The organism is Amycolatopsis sp. NPDC004747 (assembly GCF_053601335.1).
This window is the reverse complement of record NZ_JBSGBQ010000016.1, coordinates 201,040-220,222: the sequence shown is the minus strand read 5'-3', so window position 1 is coordinate 220,222 and position 19,183 is coordinate 201,040. Positions and strand designations below refer to the sequence as shown.

General features: G+C 71.0%; 16 protein-coding genes. 10 read left to right on the top strand and 6 right to left on the bottom strand.

What is annotated here, in order from left to right:
- Nucleotides 1-307: 307 nt before the first annotated feature.
- Nucleotides 308-1,231 carry an NADP-dependent oxidoreductase gene (locus tag ACWEGE_RS26265; RefSeq protein WP_449663094.1) on the bottom strand — a complete coding sequence of 308 codons (924 nt, stop codon included), beginning with the start codon at nucleotides 1,229-1,231 and terminating at the stop codon, nucleotides 308-310.
- A 96-nt stretch (nucleotides 1,232-1,327) separates the two neighbouring features.
- Here ACWEGE_RS26265 and ACWEGE_RS26260 point away from each other — a divergent pair, with 96 nt between their 5' ends.
- Entirely contained in the window at nucleotides 1,328-1,885 is a 558-nt protein-coding gene (locus ACWEGE_RS26260; RefSeq protein ID WP_449663109.1) for a TetR/AcrR family transcriptional regulator, read from the top strand.
- A gap of 13 nt (nucleotides 1,886-1,898) precedes the next feature.
- On the opposite strand, the gene ACWEGE_RS26255 is transcribed toward ACWEGE_RS26260, so the two are convergent.
- On the bottom strand, nucleotides 1,899-3,194 hold the full coding sequence (locus ACWEGE_RS26255; protein ID WP_449663093.1) for an aspartate aminotransferase family protein: 1,296 nt from the start codon (nucleotides 3,192-3,194) through the stop codon (nucleotides 1,899-1,901).
- A 118-nt stretch (nucleotides 3,195-3,312) separates the two neighbouring features.
- Here ACWEGE_RS26255 and serS point away from each other — a divergent pair, with 118 nt between their 5' ends.
- Complete coding sequence (gene serS, locus ACWEGE_RS26250) at nucleotides 3,313-4,575, top strand: serine--tRNA ligase (protein ID WP_449663092.1); 1,263 nt, start codon at nucleotides 3,313-3,315, stop codon at nucleotides 4,573-4,575.
- A gap of 64 nt (nucleotides 4,576-4,639) precedes the next feature.
- Nucleotides 4,640-5,641, top strand: a complete 1,002-nt coding sequence (locus ACWEGE_RS26245; protein ID WP_449663091.1) for a DUF3558 family protein — start codon at nucleotides 4,640-4,642, stop codon at nucleotides 5,639-5,641.
- Here ACWEGE_RS26245 and lhgO read toward each other — a convergent pair.
- Nucleotides 5,638-6,828 carry an L-2-hydroxyglutarate oxidase gene (gene lhgO / locus ACWEGE_RS26240; protein WP_449663090.1) on the bottom strand — a complete coding sequence of 397 codons (1,191 nt, stop codon included), beginning with the start codon at nucleotides 6,826-6,828 and terminating at the stop codon, nucleotides 5,638-5,640. The two genes, ACWEGE_RS26245 and lhgO, sit on opposite strands and share 4 nt — an antisense overlap.
- A gap of 99 nt (nucleotides 6,829-6,927) precedes the next feature.
- Nucleotides 6,928-10,032 carry a BTAD domain-containing putative transcriptional regulator gene (locus ACWEGE_RS26235; protein ID WP_449663089.1) on the bottom strand — a complete coding sequence of 1,035 codons (3,105 nt, stop codon included), beginning with the start codon at nucleotides 10,030-10,032 and terminating at the stop codon, nucleotides 6,928-6,930.
- A gap of 127 nt (nucleotides 10,033-10,159) precedes the next feature.
- Here ACWEGE_RS26235 and ACWEGE_RS26230 point away from each other — a divergent pair, with 127 nt between their 5' ends.
- From ACWEGE_RS26230 to ACWEGE_RS26200, 7 genes are all read left to right on the top strand, one after another.
- Entirely contained in the window at nucleotides 10,160-11,293 is a 1,134-nt protein-coding gene (locus ACWEGE_RS26230; protein WP_449663088.1) for a DegT/DnrJ/EryC1/StrS family aminotransferase, read from the top strand.
- A 23-nt stretch (nucleotides 11,294-11,316) separates the two neighbouring features.
- Nucleotides 11,317-12,246 (top strand): NAD-dependent epimerase/dehydratase family protein, encoded by a 930-nt coding sequence (locus tag ACWEGE_RS26225; RefSeq protein WP_449663087.1) that lies wholly within the window; start codon nucleotides 11,317-11,319, stop codon nucleotides 12,244-12,246.
- Between the two features lie 32 nt (nucleotides 12,247-12,278).
- On the top strand, nucleotides 12,279-13,475 hold the full coding sequence (locus tag ACWEGE_RS26220) for a glycosyltransferase family 4 protein (protein WP_449663108.1): 1,197 nt from the start codon (nucleotides 12,279-12,281) through the stop codon (nucleotides 13,473-13,475).
- Nucleotides 13,462-14,088: an acyltransferase gene (locus tag ACWEGE_RS26215; protein ID WP_449663086.1), complete on the top strand. Its 627-nt coding sequence runs from the start codon at nucleotides 13,462-13,464 to the stop codon at nucleotides 14,086-14,088. Before ACWEGE_RS26220 ends, ACWEGE_RS26215 begins: the two co-directional genes overlap by 14 nt.
- Nucleotides 14,089-14,339: 251 nt before the next feature.
- On the top strand, nucleotides 14,340-14,849 hold the full coding sequence (locus ACWEGE_RS26210; protein ID WP_449663085.1) for a SigE family RNA polymerase sigma factor: 510 nt from the start codon (nucleotides 14,340-14,342) through the stop codon (nucleotides 14,847-14,849).
- On the top strand, nucleotides 14,846-15,574 hold the full coding sequence (locus tag ACWEGE_RS26205) for a hypothetical protein (RefSeq protein WP_449663084.1): 729 nt from the start codon (nucleotides 14,846-14,848) through the stop codon (nucleotides 15,572-15,574). The genes ACWEGE_RS26210 and ACWEGE_RS26205 overlap by 4 nt, the downstream gene beginning before the upstream one ends.
- Nucleotides 15,575-15,659: 85 nt before the next feature.
- On the top strand, nucleotides 15,660-17,000 hold the full coding sequence (locus ACWEGE_RS26200; RefSeq protein ID WP_449663107.1) for a M20/M25/M40 family metallo-hydrolase: 1,341 nt from the start codon (nucleotides 15,660-15,662) through the stop codon (nucleotides 16,998-17,000).
- Here ACWEGE_RS26200 and ACWEGE_RS26195 read toward each other — a convergent pair.
- Both ACWEGE_RS26195 and ACWEGE_RS26190 read right to left on the bottom strand, forming a co-directional pair.
- Nucleotides 16,997-17,953, bottom strand: coding sequence for a Gfo/Idh/MocA family protein (locus ACWEGE_RS26195; RefSeq protein WP_449663083.1), 957 nt, complete (start codon nucleotides 17,951-17,953; stop codon nucleotides 16,997-16,999). The genes ACWEGE_RS26200 and ACWEGE_RS26195 overlap by 4 nt on opposite strands.
- Nucleotides 17,950-19,056, bottom strand: a complete 1,107-nt coding sequence (locus ACWEGE_RS26190) for a DegT/DnrJ/EryC1/StrS family aminotransferase (RefSeq protein ID WP_449663082.1) — start codon at nucleotides 19,054-19,056, stop codon at nucleotides 17,950-17,952. Before ACWEGE_RS26190 ends, ACWEGE_RS26195 begins: the two co-directional genes overlap by 4 nt.
- Nucleotides 19,057-19,183 lie beyond the last annotated feature (127 nt).

Genomic DNA, 19,183 nt, shown 5'->3' with positions numbered 1-19,183 from the left:
CTACGCAACCAAGAAAGCACACCATCACACCACGACATACACCGAACTGGCACGCATAAAGCTCCTCGACCCCGCCCACTAACTTAGCGGCATTGGCCGGACGGGCAGGCTCCGGGATGACCACAACTACCGCTGCCGTCTCGCGTTCTCGAGGTGGGCCGCTGGGTGGTCATCCCGTCGCCTGATTGAGGCCTATCACTTTGAGCCGGGCCCGCAAGCTTGCGCTGTCCCCCTCGCCTTTCGCTGTGCGTTGCGGGCCCGGCTCAAAGTGATTTGACGGCCTCAGGCGACGGGATGACCACCCAGCTCATATGTCTATGACGACTTTTCCGTGTACGTGGCGCTTTGCTTGTAGCTCTGCTGCTGTGCGGATCTGGGTCATGGGGAATGTTGCTGCGATCGGTATGTGGATTTTGCCCGCCGCTACCAGGGTGGCGATCTCTCTCGAGGTGTTGGCGGGGGCGTTTGCGCCGTTGGCTCCTGGGATCCCTTCCAGTTTTGCCGCGATTGTGCAGATTCGGGTGTTCGGGACACCTAGTTTTTGTGCGGCCTGTGCTGTCTCCGTTCCGTATAGGTCGATGGCTGCGGTGATTCCCTCTGCTGCGATGGCTTCGGCCAGGCCGTCTCCGTAGGTCAGCGGCTCCGCTCCCAATTCGCGCAAGAACTCCGCCGAGGTTGCCGAGCCCGTTCCCAGTACGCGGGCTCCGGCTCTGCGGGCCAGCTGGACCGCGAACACTCCGACGCCGCCGGCCGCGCCGCCGATCAGGATCGTGTCCTTTGGGCCCGGGTTGATCACCGCCAGGGCCGCCGCTGCCGTGCGGCCGGCGATCGACAGGGTTGCTGCCGTTCGGTCGTCCACTTCGGTCGGCGTGTGGTGGGCCTCGTTCGCCGCCTCTCCGGAGGCTTCGACCACTACGAAGTCCGCGACCGCTCGGGACAGGGCGCTTCCGAACACCCGGTCGCCCGGGGTGAAGCCGGTTACCCCCGCGCCCACCTGGTCGACCACGCCCGCGTAGTCGGTTCCGAAGCCCGCCGGGAGGGTCAAGCCGAACCTCGCCGCCGTCTCCTCGTCGGCGGTCATGATCCAGTCCATCGGGTTCAGGCCCGCCGCCGTGACCCGGACTCTGAGCTGGCCCGGGCCCGCCTGTGGGGCCGGGACCTCCTGGACTTCGAGCATCTCCGGGCCGCCGAACTTCTCGAGGCGGACCGCCCTGCTTCTGTCTTCCCGCATGAGTCTCCTCCGGGCGCCGCGAAACGGACTATGCTCCGTTTCTACGGTCCACCGTACACGAGAACCGGAGCGTGATCCGTTTTGACTGACGTGCCGATGCGCGCGGACGCGAGCCGCAACCGTGAGCAGCTGCTCGCGGTGGCGACCCGGATGTTCGCCTCGGGGGGTGCCGAGCCGCCGATGCGGGCCATCGCCCGGGAGGCCGGGGTGGGTATCGCCACGCTCTACCGGCACTTCCCGACCCGGGAGTCGCTGGTCGACGCCGTCTACCGGGACCAGGTCGGGCGGCTGACCGCCGGGGCTCGTGAGCTGCTCGGGCGGCTGGTGCCCGCTGCGGCCATGCGGTGCTGGATGGACCTGTTCGGGGACTGGATCGCGACCAAGAACGGCATGCTCGACACGCTGCTCGCGATGATCGAGTCGGGTGAGATCGCGCACGCGCAGACCCGGGACGAACTGTTGTCGGCCATCGCCACGATTCTCGACGCCGGGCGCGCCGCGGGTGATCTTCGCGCCGACGTAAGCGCCGAAGACGTCGCCGCCTCCCTCATCGGCATCTTCACCGTGGCACCCCGGCCCGAACACGCAGACAAGGCCGGGCGGCTGCTGGACCTCCTGATGGACGGGCTCAAGGCCGGCACCCGGCCGGCCTGAGCCCGGCCCGCGGCTACCCGGCCAGCGCCTCGTGCGTGGCCGCCAGGGAATCCACCAGGATGTCCACGCCTTCCTGGGCCTCGTCCGCCGTCAACGTCATCGGGGGGCCGAGGCGCAGGACGTTGCCGTGCAGGCCGCCCTTGCCGATCAGCAGCCCGCGCTTCTTCGTCTCCTCCAGCATCCTCGCCGCCGCCGGGACGTTCGGCTCCGTCGTCCCCGGCTTGATCAGCTCGACCCCGATCATCAGGCCCTTGCCGCGCACCTCCGCGACGATCGGGGAGTCGCACGCACGCAAGCCCGACAGCAGCTGCGCTCCGCGGGCCGCGCAGTTCGCCTGCAGGTCGTGGTCCTTGATGTAGTCCAGGACCGCCGTCGCTCCGGCCATCGAGACCGGGTTGCCGCCGAACGTCGAGAACGACTGGGCCTGGAAACAATCGAGCACGTCGCCGCGGGCCACCACGCCTCCGACTGCCAGGCCGTTGCCCAGGCCCTTGGCGAACGTCATCATGTCCGGCGTCACGCCGTGGGCCTCGATGCCCCAGAAGTGCTCGCCCGTCCGGCCCCAGCCCGTCTGGACCTCGTCCGAGATGAACAGCACCCCGTAGGAGTCCAGGACCTCCTTCATCGCCCGGAACAGGCCGTCCGGCGGCAGGCTGAAGCCGCCGACGCCCTGGATCGGCTCCGCGATCAGGCAGGCCACGTCGCCCGCCGTTGCCGTGTTCAGGACGTCCACCAGGTCGGCCACGCACGCGTCGATGTACGCCGCGTCCGGCAGATCCCTGAACGGGCTGCGATACCGGTAGCCGCCGTGGACGTAGTTGACCTTAACCGGGCTCAGCGCCGATGCCGACCAGCCGCGGTTGCCCGTGATCGCCACGGTTCCGAACGAGCGGCCGTGGTAGGAGTTGCGCATCGCCAGTACCTGGTTGCTGCGGCGGTACTGCGTGGCCAGCATCAGCGCCGTGTCGTTGGCCTCGCTGCCCGAGTTCGTGAAGAACACCTTCGCGTCCGGGATGCCGGACAGCTTCGCGATCCGCTCGGCCAGCTCGACCTGGGACCTGATCAAGTACAGCGTCGAGGTGTGGAGGATGCCCGTGTCGAGCTGCTTGCGGACCGCGTCGCCGATCTCGGCGACGTCGTAGCCCATCGAGTTGGTCAGCACCCCCGCGAAGAAGTCCAGGTACGTGCGGCCCTGGGAATCCGTCATCCGGCGGTCGTGCGCGTGCACGATTTCGATCGGCTCCTCGTAGAGCAGCGACATCCAGGACGGCATGACTGCGCGGTGCCGGGCCAGCAGCTCGTCGGTCATCGGGCGCCTCCTCAGGGTTTCCCTGGAGTATGAGGACGCCGTGAACAGCGCTTCAACGATCAGACTGTCGGGATAACCCAGTAGGGCCGCACAGTCTGTACGGACTACCCTCGGACCCGTGATTGACCCCAGGACTCTGCGCGATGACCCGGAAGCCGTGCGCGCGTCGCAGCGCGCCCGTGGCGAAGACGAGGAAGTGGTCGACAAACTGCTCTCCCTCGACACCCGGCGCCGGTCTTCGATCGCCGCCGCCGACAAGCTGCGCAACGAACAGAAGCTCCTGGGCAAGCAGATCCCGAAGGCACCGCCGGAGGAGAAGCAGCAGCTCCTGGCCACGGCCAAGGAACTCGCCGCGCAGGTCAAGGCGGCCGAGGCGGAGCAGAACGCCGCGTCGGAGGAGTTCGACGCGCTGTTCCGCACCGTGCCGAACCTCGTCCACCCGAGCGCGCCCGTCGGCGGCGAAGACGACTTCACCGTCCTCAAGCACGTCGGCGAGCCGACGAAGCTCGGCTTCACCCCGAAGGACCACCTGGAGCTGCTCGAAGGCCTCGGCGGCGTCGACATGGAACGCGGCGCGAAGGTCTCGGGCTCGCGGTTCTACTTCCTCACCGGCGTCGGCGCGCAGCTGCAGCTCGGCCTGCTCAACATGGCCATCGCGCAGGCGCTCGAGAACGGCTTCACGCCGATGATCACGCCGTCGCTGGTCCGGCCCGAGATCATGGCGGGCACCGGCTTCCTCGGGCAGCACTCGAGCGAGATCTACCACCTCGAGGACGACGACCTCTACCTCGTCGGGACGTCGGAGGTGCCGCTCGCCGGCTTCCACGCCGACGAGATCCTCGACCTGAACGACGGCCCGAACCGCTACGCGGGCTGGTCGTCCTGCTACCGCCGCGAAGCCGGCTCGTACGGCAAGGACACCCGCGGCATCATCCGCGTCCACCAGTTCGACAAGGTGGAGATGTTCGTCTACGCGAAGCCGGAAGACGCCGAGGCGGAGCACGAGCGGCTGCTGAGCTGGGAAGAGGAGATGCTCGCGAAGGTCGAGGTGCCCTACCGGGTGATCGACACCGCGACCGGCGACCTCGGCACGTCCGCGCACCGCAAGTTCGACTGCGAGGCGTGGATCCCCACCCAGGAGACCTACCGCGAGCTGACCTCGACGTCCAACTGCACGACGTTCCAGGCCCGCCGCCTCTCGGTCCGCTACCGCGACGAGAACGGCAAGCCGCAGATCGCCGCGACCCTCAACGGCACCCTGGCCACCACCCGCTGGATCGTCGCGATCGTCGAGAACCACCAGCAGGAAGACGGCTCGGTCCGGGTGCCGGAGGCGCTGCGGCCGTTCGTCGGCGGCAAGGAAGTGCTCACGCCTCGCTGAATCGGGCGGATCCGCGGTGCTGCTCCGTTCGTCCCAGTAGTGTCCGGGCCGAACGGGAGGACACATGCGGATCAAGTGGCAGGTCGCGGTCGCGCTGGCGGCCGTGACCGTGGTGACGGGCTGCACGGTGACGGTCGGCGGCTCCGCGTCGCCCGTCCCCGGCCAGGGGCCGGTCGTCAAGGCCGTCGACGCCTGCACACTGCTCGACCAGGCCCAGGTCGACGCCCTCGGCTACCAGTCACCGGGGAAGCCGGTCAAGGAGAACAAGGACCGGCTCCAGCCGCCGATGTGCCTGTGGAACTCGAAGGACGACGACCAGCCGCTGGCCGTGCTGAACATCGGTCTCGCCACGGACATGGACTTCAACGAGTACCTCTCCGGTGCCGTCAAGAAGTCCGAGCCGCAGCAGATCGGCGGGCTGAGCTGGACGCAGTACGCCTCGATCCTCCCCGACGACTGCACGTTCTACGCCCTGCTCGGCGCCAAGTCGTTCGCCTACGTCGGCGTCTCGTCGAGCAAGCTCGACCGCTCGTGCGAGCTGGCGAAGCTGGTGATCCCGCAGGTCGCGGCGCACCTGCCGGGCGGGCAGGACGCACCGCCGGTCACGCCGTCGACGTCGGCGAAGCCCGAGCCGGGCGGCCCGCTGCTGTCGGCGGACCCGTGCGCCGCGCTGAAGCCGGACCAGGTGTCCCAGCTGCCGAACATCTCGCCGGACGGGAAGAAGGACAACTCGTCCACGGTGCCGAACGCGTCGTTCTGCCTCTGGGACGACACCGACGGCGACGGCGGCCAGAAGGCGTTCGAGGTCTGGTACGGCCCCAGCACGCCGGTCGGGGAGTGGCCGGGCGCGAAGGGCGTCACCCCGGCCGAGACCGTCGACGTCGGCGGCCGGAAGTGGGGCCTGTTCCCGAACATGGGCGGCCTCCGGGTGACCTGCGGCGCGACCCTGGCGATCACGGACACGTCGTCGGTACAGGTGGTCAGCGGCTTCGTCGGCGACGACGCGAAGACGTGTGACGTCGTGAAGCAGGGCCTGCCGCTGGTGACCGCGAACCTCCCGGGCTAGCTGTCCGAAGCCACCTGGTCCGCGATGTGGCGCGCGATCTCCAGCGCGCTCGTCGCGGCCGGCGACGGCGCGTTCAGGACGTGCACCTGGTCGCGGGTGGTTTCGATGAGGAAGTCGTCGACCAGCGAGCCGTCGCGGCGCATCGCCTGGGCGCGCACGCCGGAGCCGTGGCGGACGATGTCGTCCTCGGTGACGGCGGGGACGAGCCGCGCGAGGCTCGCCGCGAAGCGCTTCTTGGAGAACGAGCGGCGGACCTCGTCGAGCCCGGTCGGGAACGCGTACTTGCGCGCGAGCCGCCAGGCGCCGGGGAAGGCCGCGACCTCGGCGACGTCCTTGGCGGAGAAGTCGCGCCAGCGGTAGCCCTCGCGGCGCAGCGCGAGCACGGCGTTCGGGCCGGCGTGGACGCTGCCGTCGAGCATGCGCGTGAGGTGCACGCCGAGGAACGGCAGCGTCGGGTCCGGCACGGGGTAGATCAGGCCCTTGACCAGGTGCCGCCGGTCCGGCTTGAGCTCGTAGTACTCACCGCGGAAGGGCACGATCTTCGCCGACGGCGTCAGCCCGGCCAGCCGCGCGACGCGGTCGGAGTGCAGGCCGGCGCAGTTGACCAGCGCGTCGGCCTGGACGACGTCGTCGCCGGTCGCGACCTCGACCCCGCCGTTGCCGCCGGCCCGGATGGCCAGGACGGGCGAGCTCAGCCGCAGGTCGACGCCGGCCTCGTCGAGCAGCCGGACGAGCGCGTGGCAGACGGCGGGGAAGTCGATGATCCCGGTGGATTCCACGCGCAACGCGGCGACGCAGGCGACCTCGGGCTCGTACTCGCGGGCTTCGGCGGGCGAGATCTGCTTGGCCGGGACGCCGTTGGCCTCGGCGCGCTCGGCGAGGGTGTTCAGCGCGGGAATCTCGGATTCGTGGGTGGCGACGACGAGCTTCCCGCACACCTCGACGGGCACGCCGTACTGCCGCGCGAAGTCCACGATGGACCGGTTCCCGGCGACGGACATCCGCGCCTTGAAGGAGCCGGGCTTGTAGTAGAGCCCGGCGTGCACGACGTTCGAGTTGTGCCCGGTCTGGTGGGCCGCCCAGCGGGATTCCTTTTCCAGGACGGTGACGTCCAGCCCGCGCCTGGTCAGCTCCCAGGCCACGGCCAGACCGACGATCCCGCCCCCGACGACTACCACGTTGCGCACGATCGACCAGGCTACGCGAGTCTCACCAGGTGGTTAAGCACGGCTTCGAGGCCGGCGCTTTCCTGGTCGCCGAAGCCACTTTTCCGCCGCGCTCCCACGCTACGTGTCCGAACTGGCGGACACCTCCCCCTCGATCGAGTGCTCCAGCGCCTTCTGCGCACTCATCCCCAGCCCCGTCCGGTACGCCCGCTCGAACCCGGCCACCCCGAGCGACTCCACCAGCCGCCCCCGGACCGCCGTCACGTCCGGGCCGCTGATCTCCGTTCCCCGCACCGCGGCCGCCGCGCCCAGCAGGACCGCCGCCTCCGAAGGCCGGGTTGCTCCCGCCAAGCCCTCCAAGGCGAGGGCCACCACGTCGCTCGCGTTCCACTGCCGTCCGATCAGCAATGCCGAGCGGTGCAACGAGACCGCCGAAGGCCGGTCGCCTTCCGCCAGCGCCAGCCAGCCCAGTGCGACCGCCGCCGTCGCGCGGACCGACTCCGCCGCGAACGAGCCTCCCGCGCACTCCGCCAGCGCCCGCTCGCACCACGACCTGGCCGCCGCCAGTTCGCCCGACAAGCGGGACAGGTTCGCCAAGCCGACGTACGCCGCCGCGCGGGATTCCGGCATGCCGCGGCGGGCCGTGGCCGCCGCCAGCTCGTAGTCCGCGCGGGCGCGGGCGCGGTCGCCCGACAGCAGGTGCGTCCACGCGCGGCGGCAGACGAGGTCCGCCACGTCGTCCGTCGCGCCGATTTCGTGCATCAGGCCCAGCGCTTCGTCCATCAGCGGCAACGCCGCCGCGTACTCGCCCCGCCAGGCCAGCAGCTGGGACAGGTGATCCAGGGCCATCGACAGGCCCCACCGCTCGCCCAGCGCCCGGAACTGCGCCGCACCTTCGCGCAGCCCCTCCTCCGCACCCGCCAGGTCGCCCGACATCATCGCCCGCAGGCCCAGGCCCATCGGCAGCAGCGCCCAGCTCCAGGCGTCGCCGCTGGCCAGCAGGCCCTCGCCGCGGATGAGCAGTTCCGCGTCGTCGCCCGGCGGGCCGGTCACCACGCCCAGCAGCATCACCAGCATCGGGTGCCGCGGCTGCCACGCCCCCTCGGCCGCGTACCGGTGGATCAGCGGCCGGTACTGCTCCAGCGACTCGTCCGGCTGCCCGGCCAGCGCGCCGAGCACGCACACCAGGAACTCCTCGGCGTACTCCTCGCGCAGTTCGGGAGCACACCGCGAGACCACCGCCAGCGACAACCCGGCGCCCTCGAACCGGCGCCCGCGCATCCACCAGTACATCGCCAGCAGCGGCACCAGCCGCAGCGCGAGCACGACGTCGTGCTCGGTGGACCAGCGCAACGCCGCCAGGAGGTTGTCGTAGTCGGCGTCGATCCGCGCCAGCCACTCCAGCTGGTCCGCCGTGCGCAGCTTCGGGTCCGCCTCTTCGGCGAACCGCAGGAAGTACTCGGCGTGCGCGCGGTGGAGCGTCTCCGCCTCGCCCGCTTCCACCAGCTTCTCGCCGCCGAACGCGCGGATCGTCTCCAGCATCCGGAACCGGCCGCCGACCGCCTCGACCAGGGACTTGTCGGCCAGCTCCGGCAGCAGGTCGACGTCCGCGCCGCACACCTCGGCGGCGGCCGCGGCGGTCGCGCCACCGGTGAACACCGTGAGCCGCCGGACCAGCGAGCGCTCTTCCTCGCTCAGCAGGTCCCAGCTCCACTCGACGACCCCGCGCAGCGAGCGGTGCCTCGCCTCGGCCGTCCGGCTGCCGCGGGCCAGCAGCCGGAACCGGTCGTCGAGCCGGGCCGCGATCTCGCCGAGCTCCAGCGTCCGGACGCGGGCCGCGGCCAGCTCCAAGGCCAGCGGCAAGCCGTCGAGGGCCGCGCAGACGTGCTGGACGTCGCCGATCGTCGACTCGTCGAGCACGAACGCCGGGTCGCTCGCCGCCGCCCGGTCGGCGAACAGCCGGACGGCCGCGAAGTCCCGGCTCCGTTCGGCCGGCGTCCCGGGCGGCGGGACGGCCAGCCGCGGGACCGGCGCCAGCTGTTCGCCGGTGATGCCGAGCGGCTCGCGGCTCGTCGCCAGCACCCGCAGCCCCGGGCACGCGGCGAGCAGGCGCGCGGCCAGCCGGGCCGCCACCTCGACGACGTGCTCGCAGTTGTCGAGCACCAGCAGCACCGGGCGGTCGCGCAACGCCGACACCAGCCGCTCGACCGGGTCCTGGAGGCCGCCGCGCGAGCTCTCGCGCAGGCCGAGCGCGGCCAGCACCGCGCCGGGGACGTCACCGCCGCCGTGCGGGGCGAGCTCGACGAACGCCACCGGCCCGGCCTGGGCCGCGGCCGCCTCGACCGCGAGCCGGGTCTTGCCGGTGCCGCCCGGCCCGGTGAGCGTCACGAGCCGGGCGCGGCCCAGCAGCTCCGCCACCTGCCGCAGCTCGGCGTCGCGGCCGACGAAGGTGGTCAGCTGCGCGGGCAACGCCGGGAGCACCGGCTTCTCGGTTTCGCCGCGAAGCACCCCGAGGTGCGCTTCGGCGAGTTCCGGGCCGGGGTCGGCACCCAGTTCGTCGGCCAAGGTGCGGCGGGCGTCCTCGAACGCGGCGAGCGCGTCGGCCGGCCGTCCGGCGGCGGCCAGCGCCCGCACCAGCTGCGCCCGCGGCCGCTCCCGCAGCGGCTGCGCCGCGATGGTCTCCCGCAGGCCGGCCAGGACGTCCTCGGCCTGTCCGAGCGCCAGCCTGGCCTCGACGTGGTCGTCCACGGCGTCCGCTCGCAGCTCCTCGAGCCGGGTGACCTGCGCGGCGGCGAAGGGCGCGTCCGCGAGGTCGGTCAACGCGGCCCCGCGCCACAGCGCCAGCGCCTCGCCCAGGACCGGTGCGGCCCGTGCGTGCTCGCCGTTCTTCAGCAGCGCGCGGCCTTCGCGGACGAGACGTTCGAAGCAGTGGACGTCCACTTCGTCCGGTGGGACCGCCAGCCGGTACCCGGCCGCGGTGAACTCGACCGGGGCGAGGTCCTTCAGCGCCGTCCGCAGCCGCGACACCTGCGACTGGAGGGCGTTCGCGGCGCCCTCGGGCGGGTGTTCGCCGTACATGCCGTCGATCAGCCGCTCGGCCGGGACGAACCGCCCGGCGTCGAGGGCGAGCAGCGCCAGCAGCGTCCGCGACCGCGGGCCGCCCACCGCCACCTGCGTGCCGTCCGGGCGCCACGCGGCGACGGCCCCCAGCACCCCGAATCGCATGGAACCCAGCCTAGGACGTCCCCGACCTGCGGTAAGCGTCTTTCGAAAGTCCACTTCGGCGTGGTCCTGTGAATCACCTGAGCGTGCGTCTATACACTTCGCCGGGTCCCCACGCAATGGGAGAGGTATGTCGTCAGACAGCATCGCCCTCGGTCAGCCGACCGTCGGTGAAGAAGAGCTCGCTGCCGTCGCGGAGGTCTTCCGCTCCGGCTGGCTGGCCGGTGCCGGACCGGCGTGCCGCCGGTTCGAAGAACGGTTCGCCCAGGTCACCGGCACGGCGCACGCGTTGACGACGGCGAACTGCGGCTCGGCCCTCTTCCTCGGGCTCAAGGTCCTCGGCGTCCAGCCCGGCGACGAGGTGATCGTCGGCGACTACACGTTCCCGGCCACCGGCCACGCCGTCGTCGAGGCGGGCGCGAAGCCGGTGTTCGCCGACATCCGCCCGGACGTCTTCAGCGCGGACCCGGCGCACGTCGAAGCCCTGATCACGCCGAAGACCGTCGGCATCCTCGCGGTCGACGTCGCCGGCCAGCCCGGTGACTTCGACGAGTACCGGGCGATCGCCGGCAAGCACGGTCTCTGGCTGTTCGAAGACGCCGCCTGCGCCGCGGGCGCCACGTACAAGACGCGCCCGGCCGGCAGCCTCGCCGACCTCGCCGCGTTCTCCTTCCACGGCCGCAAGGGCATCACCGCGGGCGAGGGCGGCGCGCTGGTCTCCGACCGCGAAGACCTCATCGCCCGCGCGCGCAAGCTGCACACCTACGGCATCGAGCCGGCCATCAGCCGCGAAGGCTCGGACACGCTGCCCATCCCGGAGTTCCACGAGCTCGGCTACAACTTCCGGCTGTCGGACGTCCAGGCCGCGATCATGAACGTCCAGCTCGACCGGCTGCCGGACCTCCTCGCCGCCCGCCGTTCGGTCGCGAAGCGCTATCACGAGGCTTTCGCCGACGTCGACGCGCTGACCGTCCCGGTGGAACTGCCCGACCGCGAGCACCCGTGGCAGGCGTACCTGCTCACGGTCGCGCCCGAGGTCAGCCGCGACACCCTGGCGCTGCGGATCCGCACGCAGGGCGTCCAGTGCAACTTCGGCACCTACGCCTCGCACCTGCAGCCGATCTACGGGCCTCAGGCCCCGCTGCCCGTCTCCGCCGACGCGTTCGCGCGTCAGCTCGCCATCCCGATGCACGCCAACCTCACCGACGCGGAAGTCACCCGGGTCGCGGAGGTCGTGCGCGAAGCCGTGCAGACCCTGTCCTGAAGCCGCCGACCGAGGAGAAATTGGTGTCCGACAAGAAGGTGCTCTTCACCGGGGGTGGCGGGTTCATCGCCGCGCACGTGATCCCGCTGCTGATCGAAGGCGGCTACACGGTCCGGATCTTCGACAACATGACCCGTGGCGACCGCGCCCGGGTCGACGAGTTCGTCGCCACCGGCAAGGTCGAGCTGGTCGAGAAGGACGTCCGGTACGGCGGCGCGGTGCGCGAGGCGATGCGCGGCTGCACGCACGTCATCCACTTCGCGACGGTGTCGATCAACAAGTCGATCGCCGACCCGCACGAGTCGATCGACATCAACATGATCGGCAACCACAACGTCTTCGCCGCGGCCGCGGACGAGGGGGTCGAGCGGCTGGTGTTCGCCTCGACCGCGTCGGTCTACGGCGACCCGAAGCGGCTGCCGATGCACGAGGACGACGAGCTCAAGCCGCTCACGCCGTACTGCATCTCGAAGCGCGCGGGCGAGGACCTGCTCGCCTTCTACGAGCGGAACAAGGGCCTGTCCTGGAACGCGCTGCGGTTCTTCAACGTGTACGGCCCCGGCCAGAAGATCGAGGCCTACTACACGTCGGTGATCAACCACTTCATCCAGCGCCTGCGCGCCGGCCAGCCGCCGATCATCGACGGCCGCGGCGACCAGTCGATGGACTTCGTGCACGTCACCGACCTCGCGCGGGCCGTCGTGGCGGCGCTGGAGTCGGAGAAGGCCAACGTGCCGATCAACATCGGCACCGGCATCGACACGTCGATCGCGGCGCTGGCCAAGATCCTCATCGAGGCCGTCGGCGTCGACGTCGAGCCGCTGTTCAACGAGCGTGACGTGCTGGTCTCGCGGCGCGCCGCCGACATCAGCCGGGCGCGGGACGTGCTGGGCTGGGAGCCGCGGATCACCGTCGAAGACGGGATGCGGGAACTGGTCAAGGAAACGGAGTGAGCACCACCGCCGGGCCCGCCCAAGGACGTGCGATGCGCATCGCGGTGGTGAACAACTTCTTCCCGCCCCGGGTGGGCGGCAGCGCGCACATGGCGGCGTCACTGGCGGCGGAGTTCGCCGCGGCCGGGCACGAAGTCCTCGCGATCACGGCCGCGTACGCCGACGCCCCGGCCGAAGAGGAGCGCGACGGCTACCGCGTCGTGCGGCTCCCGGCGGTGAAGATGCCGCAGATCGGCCTGTCGATCGACTTCGACATGACCTTCGCGTCGCTGCGGCCGGGCAACTGGCGGCGGCTGTGGAAGCTGCTGGACGAGTTCAAGCCGGACGCGATCCACCTGCACGGCCAGTTCTTCGACCTGTCGTGGCTGGCCGGGATCTGGGCGCGTCGGCACGACGTCCCGACGCTGCTGACCATCCACACGCTGCTGATCAGCGACAACAAGCTGTACGGCGGCGTGTTCCGGCTGCTCGATGCGGTGCTGGTGCGGCCGATCCTGGCGTACCTGAAGCCCAAGTACGTCATCCTCGACAAGCTCGGCGTCGACTACTGCGTCGAGCGGTACGGCACGAGCGACGCGAACTCGGAGTACTTCCCGATCGCCGTCGACACCGGGCACTTCGCGAAGCCGGTGACGAAGGACGTCCGCGCGGAGCACGGGATCGGGGACGCGCCGCTGATCGTGTCACTCGGCCACGTCATCCCGCTGCGCAACCGGCTGCCGCTGATCGAGGCCCTGCCGTCCATTTTGGACAAGCACCCCGGCGTCCGGGTGGCCGTCGTCGGCCGCGTGTACCACGACGCGTTCCTGAAGCGGGCCGCCGAGCTGGGGGTTTCGGACGCGCTGGTGGTCACGGGCGCGGTGCCGAAGGAGGACGTCCCGGCGTACTTCGCGGCGGCGGACATCGTCACGCACGACCTCAACGGCGGCTGCGGCACGGCGTCCCTGGAGGCGATGCTCTCCGGGACGGCGACGATCGCGTCGGTGACCGAGGACAACTACCCGGGCATCGAGCTGCGCAACGGCGAAAACGTGCTCCTGGTGCGCCCGGACGACTCGGAAGCGGTGGCCCGCACGGTGATCGAGCTGCTCGACGACCCGGAGCGCCGGGCGCTGATCGCGCAGCGGGAGAGCGAGCTGGTGCGGTCGAACTTCGGCCTCGACGTCGTCGCCGAGGAACACCTCCGCACGTTCGAGAAGCTGGTGTCGGAAGCCGATGTTCTTCGATGACGAGCGCAGCCACCGGCTGCGCCCGCAGATCCTGACCGAGCTGGTCTCGCAGTACATGAACGACGCCGAGCGGGCGGCGTTCTACGGCCTGCCGCCGACGTGCCGCGTGCGCGAGCGCGTGAAGATCATCAGCCCCGAGAACCTCAAGATGGGCGACCACTGCTGGATCGGCGAGGGCGCGGCGCTCGACGCGAGCGGCGGCCTGGAGATCGGCGAGCACACGAGCATCGGGCTGAACACGCTGATCTTCACGCACTCGAGCTGGCTGGCGAACATGACGCTGCAGAACCACTCGGGCAGCGACCTGATCGAGCGCAAGCCGGTGAAGATCGGCAAGGGCTGCTTCATCGGCGGCCTGGTGGTGATCATGGCGGGCGTGACGATCGGCGACTTCGCGACGGTCCAGCCGAATTCGGTGGTGGCCAAGGACGTCCCGCCGAGGACGCTGGTGGCCGGCAATCCGGCGCGGGTGTTCCAGCGGTACGACGAGGAGTACATCCAGTCCGAAGTGGACCGGGTACGCGCGGAGAACGCCCGGCGGCGGGAGATCGCGCAGGAACGCGGTGGAGACGCATCCGGCTGGGGCGCGCCGTCGGGAGACTTCTCGGAGTAGTTCCGCGTTTGACATGGATGACGGCGGCGCCGGACACCGGCGCCGCCGTCGTGAAACCGCCCGATCCTCCCGGCGGTGAAGTCCTTCGCACGGAACCGCACGGCCCGCACGGTGGCCAATCTAGTACTCCGTGGCCGAGCGTGAGATATCGGTTACACAACGTTTCTGAATCGCCGGGTAACCTCGGAAAGATCGAGAGGCAACCTTCCGGCGCTCCGGCCGTCGCTGGGAAGGACGGAACGAGGTGATCCATGGCGCGCGGCGACGACGAGTTCGCGGAGTTCGTCCGCGCGTCCTCGGCCCGGCTCACGCACGCCGCGTTCCTGCTCACCGGTGACCGCCACCAGGCGGAAGACGCCGCCCAGACCGCCTTCACCCGCACCTACGCCGCCTGGTCGCGGGTGCGGCACAAGGACGCCTACGGCTACGCCCGCACCGTCCTGGTGAACCACGTCATCGACGGCTGGCGGCGCCCGATCCGCGAGTACGCCGCCGAGACCCCGCCCGAGCAGCAGGACCGCCTCGACGTCGACCGGGTCGTCACCCAGCGCGCGTGGCTCACCGCGGTGCTCAAGACGCTGACCGACCGCGAACGAGCCGTCGTCGTGCTGCGGCACTTCTTCGACCTGCCGGAAGCCGAGGTGGCCCGTGAGCTCGGCGTTTCCCTGGGTACCGTGAAGAGCACGAACTCGCGGGCGCTGGCCAAGCTGCGGGTCGAGGCGGACCCGGAGGACACGCTGATCGGGAGGGGCGGGCGGTGAACGAGCTCGACGACTTCCGCGCCGCTCTCCGGCAGCCGCCCGAGGAGCCCTTCGCCGAACCCGACCTGGGCGCGATCATGGCAGGCGGGCGGCGCATCCGGCGTCGCCGCAGGCTGCTCACGGGCACCGCCGGGGTGGCCGCCGCGGCCGTCGTCGTGCTCGTCGTGGTGTTCGCCATCCAGCTGCGGCAGCCCGCGCCCGCGCCGGTCGCGCAGCCACCGGCCCCGGCCACGACCACGTCGTCGGCACAAGCACCGGCACCGGTGTCGCCGAGCCCGTCCGCGGAGCAGCCGGTCGGCGACGTCGTCGGCACCGGCATCCGCACCCCGGACGGCGAGATCGTCCTGTACGCGCGGGCCGTCGACGCACCCGACCTGCCGGGCATCCGCTTCGGCCTGGTGGCGGGCTTCCGGTCCGGGACGTCGCTGCGGTCGGTGCTGGCGACGAACGAGTTCCGCGGCTCCGACCGCTCGTTCGGCTTCCACGCCACCGACGGCGGCGAACTGATCGGCAACCAGGTCATCCCGGTCTTCGGCTACTTCGCCGGGCCGGCGGAGAAGGTCACGACCACGGTGCGCGGCCGGACCGTCGAGGCGAAACTGGCCAGGTGGTCGGCGGACCCGGGCGTGGTGTTCTTCTGGTTCAACCCCGACGAGGTCCCGAACTCCGCCGTCCTGACCCCCTTGAACGCCTACGACGCCGACGGCAAGCGGCTCACCAAGTAGGCGGTACCCGCCCACCCGGTGCGGGCGTAAGACGTGAATCGTGACCTCTCGACGAGCGTTCCTCACCGCAACGGCCGCGCTCGGGATGACGGCCGCCGTCCCGGCCGGGGCCGCCGAGCTCGGTGACCGCGGTCCCGGCGGCCCGGTCCGCCCCCAGCGTCCCGACGCGGAGCTGCGGGCCCTGCTCCGCCAGGTCGACGAACGGCGGATCGAAGCGACCGTGCGGCGGCTGGCCGCGTTCGGCACCCGGCACACCCTCTCCGCGCAGGACGACCCCGCGCGCGGCATCGGCGCCGCACGCGACTGGCTGTTCGCGCAGTTCCAGGAGATCGCGGCGGCTTCCGGGGGACGGCTGGGCGTCGAGCTGCAGTCCTACGTCCAGCCGCCCGCCGACCGGATCCCGGTGCCGACGACGATCACCAACGTCGTCGCGACCCTGCGCGGGGCCACCGATCCGGGCCGTGTCTACGTCGTTTCGGGGCACTACGACTCGCGCCGCTCCGACGTCATGGACTTCACCGGGGACGCGCCGGGCGCCGACGACGACGCTTCGGGCGTCGCGGTCGCCCTCGAGCTGGCCCGCGTGCTCTCGACGCGGCAGCCGGCCGCGACGATCGTCTTCGCCGCCGTCGCCGGCGAGGAGCAGGGCCTGTACGGCTCGCGGTTCATGGCGCAGCAGTTCAAGGCCGCCGGCACCGACGTCCAGGCGATGTTCACCGACGACATCGTCGGCTCGAGCCGCGCCGACGACGGCACGCGTGACCCGTTCACGATCCGCCTCTTCGCCGAGGGCGTCCCGACGGCGGAAACCCCGGCCGAGGCGAACCTGCGCCGCAGCATCGGCGGCGAGAACGACTCCCCGCCGCGGCAGCTGGCCCGGTTCGTGAAGTCGGTCGCGGAGAACGACGCGACCGGCATGACCGTCCGCGTGGTCTACCGCCGCGACCGCTACCTGCGCGGCGGCGACCACATCGGCTTCCTGGAGCAGGGCTACCCGGCGGCGCGGTTCACCGAGCCGAACGAGGACTTCGCCCACCAGCACCAGGACGTCCGCGTCGAAAACGGTGTCCAGTACGGCGATCTGCCGGAGTTCTGCGACTTCCCGTTCATCGCCCGGGTGGCGCGGGTGAACGGCGCCGCGCTGTGGTCGCTCGCCACCGCGCCGGGCACGCCGAAGGGCGTGAAGATCCGCACGGCGGCGCTGACGAACGACTCGGAACTGCTCTGGACCGCCACGCCGGGCGCGACGAGCTACGAGGTCGTCTGGCGCGAAACGACGGCCCCGGACTGGACGCACGCCGTCGACGTCGGCCCGGCGCTGACGGCGAAGATCGACCTGTCCAAGGACAACGTCTTCTTCGGCGTCCGCGCGGTGGGCCCCGGCTCGAAGAAGAGCCCGGCCGCGTTCCCGGCGCCGGTGAGCTAGGCCGCGGCCTGCGTGAGCACCTGCTCGACGACGTGGTGCGACGGCAGGATCAGGTCGCGCTCGGTGTCGGCGTCGATCTTGCCTTCGAGCAGGTCGCAGAACCGGTCGAGCTGGGTGGCCAGCGGCTCGCGGGCCGTGACGAGCTCCGGGATCTCGATGACCGTCTGCTGCCGGTAGCCGAGGCCGTCCGGGGTGACGGAGTCGTGCGAGACGTGGCGGTAGATCGTGACGTCGCGGCGCAGCAGGTCGATCTCGATCAGCCGGTCGAGCTCGGAGACCACCAGCGACCGGACCTTCTTCTGCCCCAGCCGCGAGGCCGACACCGTGGCCAGCCCGGTCGGGAACGACAGCACCGTCTCGATGGTGTCCTCGGCGCCCTCGACCGACGACGGGTGGAAGTAGCCCGCGCCGGAGGTCACCCGCGACGGCGTCGCGCCGCCGAAGAACTGGATCGCCAGGTCGACGTCGTGCACCAGCAGGTCCCACGCCACACCGGTCTTGATGCGCGGCGCGTACGGGCCGTGGCGGCGGGCCATCAGGTGCACCGGCTCCTGCACCAGCGCCCGCGCGGTCATCACCGCCGGGTTGTAGCGCTCCAGCAGCCCGCACATCAGCGGGACGTCCTTCTTCGCCGACAGCGAGACGATCTCCTGCGACAGCTCGAAGCTGTTGCACACCGGCTTTTCCACCAGCATCGGCTTGTCCTGGCCGAGGATCTCCTGCGCCAGGTCGTAGTGCGCCTCGGTGGCCGAGGCCAGCACCACGGCGTCCACATCGGACAGTGAGCCGATTTCCGGCGTCCACCGGGTTTCGTACCGGTCGGCGACCGCCTTGCCGGCTTCCTCACGCGGATCGATCACGCGGACCAGGTCGACGCGCTCGTTGCCGGCGAGCACGCGGGCGTGGAGGGAACCCATGTTCCCGGTACCGACAAGAGCGATCCGATGCGTCATGCGCCCAGTACCTCGCGAACGGTCTCGATGATGGTGTCCAGGTCGGACTCGGACAGGTGCGGGTGCACCGGCAGCGACAGCGCCTGCTCCGAAACGGCGCGCGCCACCGGGAAGTCCTCGACGCGCGCGCCCGGGATCAGGTCGTGACCCGCGTAGCAGTCGTAGTCGAAGACGATCTTCGGGTAGTAGATGCCGTTGCCGATGCCGCGCTCGGTCAGCGCGGCGGCGAGCTCGTCGCGCGAGAGCATCGCGTGCGGCCCGACCAGCACGGTGTACTGGTGCCACACGTGCTCGCGGCCCGGCAGCACCTGCGGGACGTCGAGGCCGGGCGTGCCCGCGAGGCCCTCGCACAGGCGCTTCGCGTTCGCCTGGCGGGCCGCGGTCAGCTGGTCGAGCTTCGCCAGCTGCGGGATGCCGACGGCGGCGTGCAGGTCGGTCATCCGGTAGTTGTGGCCGGCGACCTCGTACTGGTAGCGGGCACGCATGCCCTGGTTGCGCAGCACGCGCAGCCGGTCGGCCAGCACGTCGTCGTCCGTGGTGATGACGCCGCCCTCGGCCGTGGTGATGTTCTTCGTCGCGTAGAGCGAGAAGCAGCCGATGCCGAACGAACCGGCCGGCTTGCCCTCGAACGACGCGCCGACGGCCTGCGCCGAGTCCTCGATCACCTGCAGGCCGTGTTCGGCGGCCAGCGGCGTGAGCTTGCCCATGTCCGCGGTCTGGCCGTAGAGGTGCACCGGCATGAGCACCTTGGTGCGCTCGGTCACCGCGGCCGCGACGGCGTCGGGGTCGATCGCGAAGTCGTCGCGCCGGATGTCGGCGAACCGGACGGTCGCGCCGGCCTCGAGGATCGCGTTCAGCGTCGCCACGAAGGTGAACGGCGAGGTGACGACCTCGTCGCCCGGCCGCAGGTCCAGCACCTGGAGGGCCGCGACGAGCGCGGTGGTCCCGTTGTTGACCGCGATCGCGTGCTTGGTCCCGGAGACCGCCGCGAAGGCGTCTTCGAAGCGCTTGACCATCGGTCCCTGTGCGATGGCGCCGGAACGCAGCACCTCGACGACGAGGTCCTCCGCGTCGCGGACGTCGACCACGGTGATGGGGATCATGGGCTGTCTCTCTCGGCAGGCGATTTCGGTGCGTCCGGTACAGTGAGCCGCCGGTTCTGCGCCCGGCTCCCCTGCAGCAACGCGGGCCACACGTTACCGGGCGCGGCCGCGCGCCCAGTACCCAGCC

Bases quoted from the DNA above. Each gene is read 5' to 3' on its own strand.
- ACWEGE_RS26245 (WP_449663091.1), top strand. From the start codon at position 4,640: ATGCGGATCAAGTGGCAGGTCGCGGTCGCGCTGGCGGCCGTGACCGTG.
- ACWEGE_RS26230 (WP_449663088.1), top strand. From the start codon at position 10,160: ATGTCGTCAGACAGCATCGCCCTCGGTCAGCCGACCGTCGGTGAAGAA.
- ACWEGE_RS26190 (WP_449663082.1), bottom strand. From the start codon at position 19,056: ATGATCCCCATCACCGTGGTCGACGTCCGCGACGCGGAGGACCTCGTC.
- ACWEGE_RS26220 (WP_449663108.1), top strand. From the start codon at position 12,279: ATGCGCATCGCGGTGGTGAACAACTTCTTCCCGCCCCGGGTGGGCGGC.
- ACWEGE_RS26200 (WP_449663107.1), top strand. From the start codon at position 15,660: ATGACGGCCGCCGTCCCGGCCGGGGCCGCCGAGCTCGGTGACCGCGGT.
- ACWEGE_RS26265 (WP_449663094.1), bottom strand. From the start codon at position 1,231: ATGCGGGAAGACAGAAGCAGGGCGGTCCGCCTCGAGAAGTTCGGCGGC.
- ACWEGE_RS26235 (WP_449663089.1), bottom strand. From the start codon at position 10,032: ATGCGATTCGGGGTGCTGGGGGCCGTCGCCGCGTGGCGCCCGGACGGC.
- ACWEGE_RS26255 (WP_449663093.1), bottom strand. From the start codon at position 3,194: ATGACCGACGAGCTGCTGGCCCGGCACCGCGCAGTCATGCCGTCCTGG.
- ACWEGE_RS26195 (WP_449663083.1), bottom strand. From the start codon at position 17,953: ATGACGCATCGGATCGCTCTTGTCGGTACCGGGAACATGGGTTCCCTC.
- ACWEGE_RS26215 (WP_449663086.1), top strand. From the start codon at position 13,462: ATGTTCTTCGATGACGAGCGCAGCCACCGGCTGCGCCCGCAGATCCTG.
- ACWEGE_RS26260 (WP_449663109.1), top strand. From the start codon at position 1,328: ATGCGCGCGGACGCGAGCCGCAACCGTGAGCAGCTGCTCGCGGTGGCG.
- ACWEGE_RS26210 (WP_449663085.1), top strand. From the start codon at position 14,340: ATGGCGCGCGGCGACGACGAGTTCGCGGAGTTCGTCCGCGCGTCCTCG.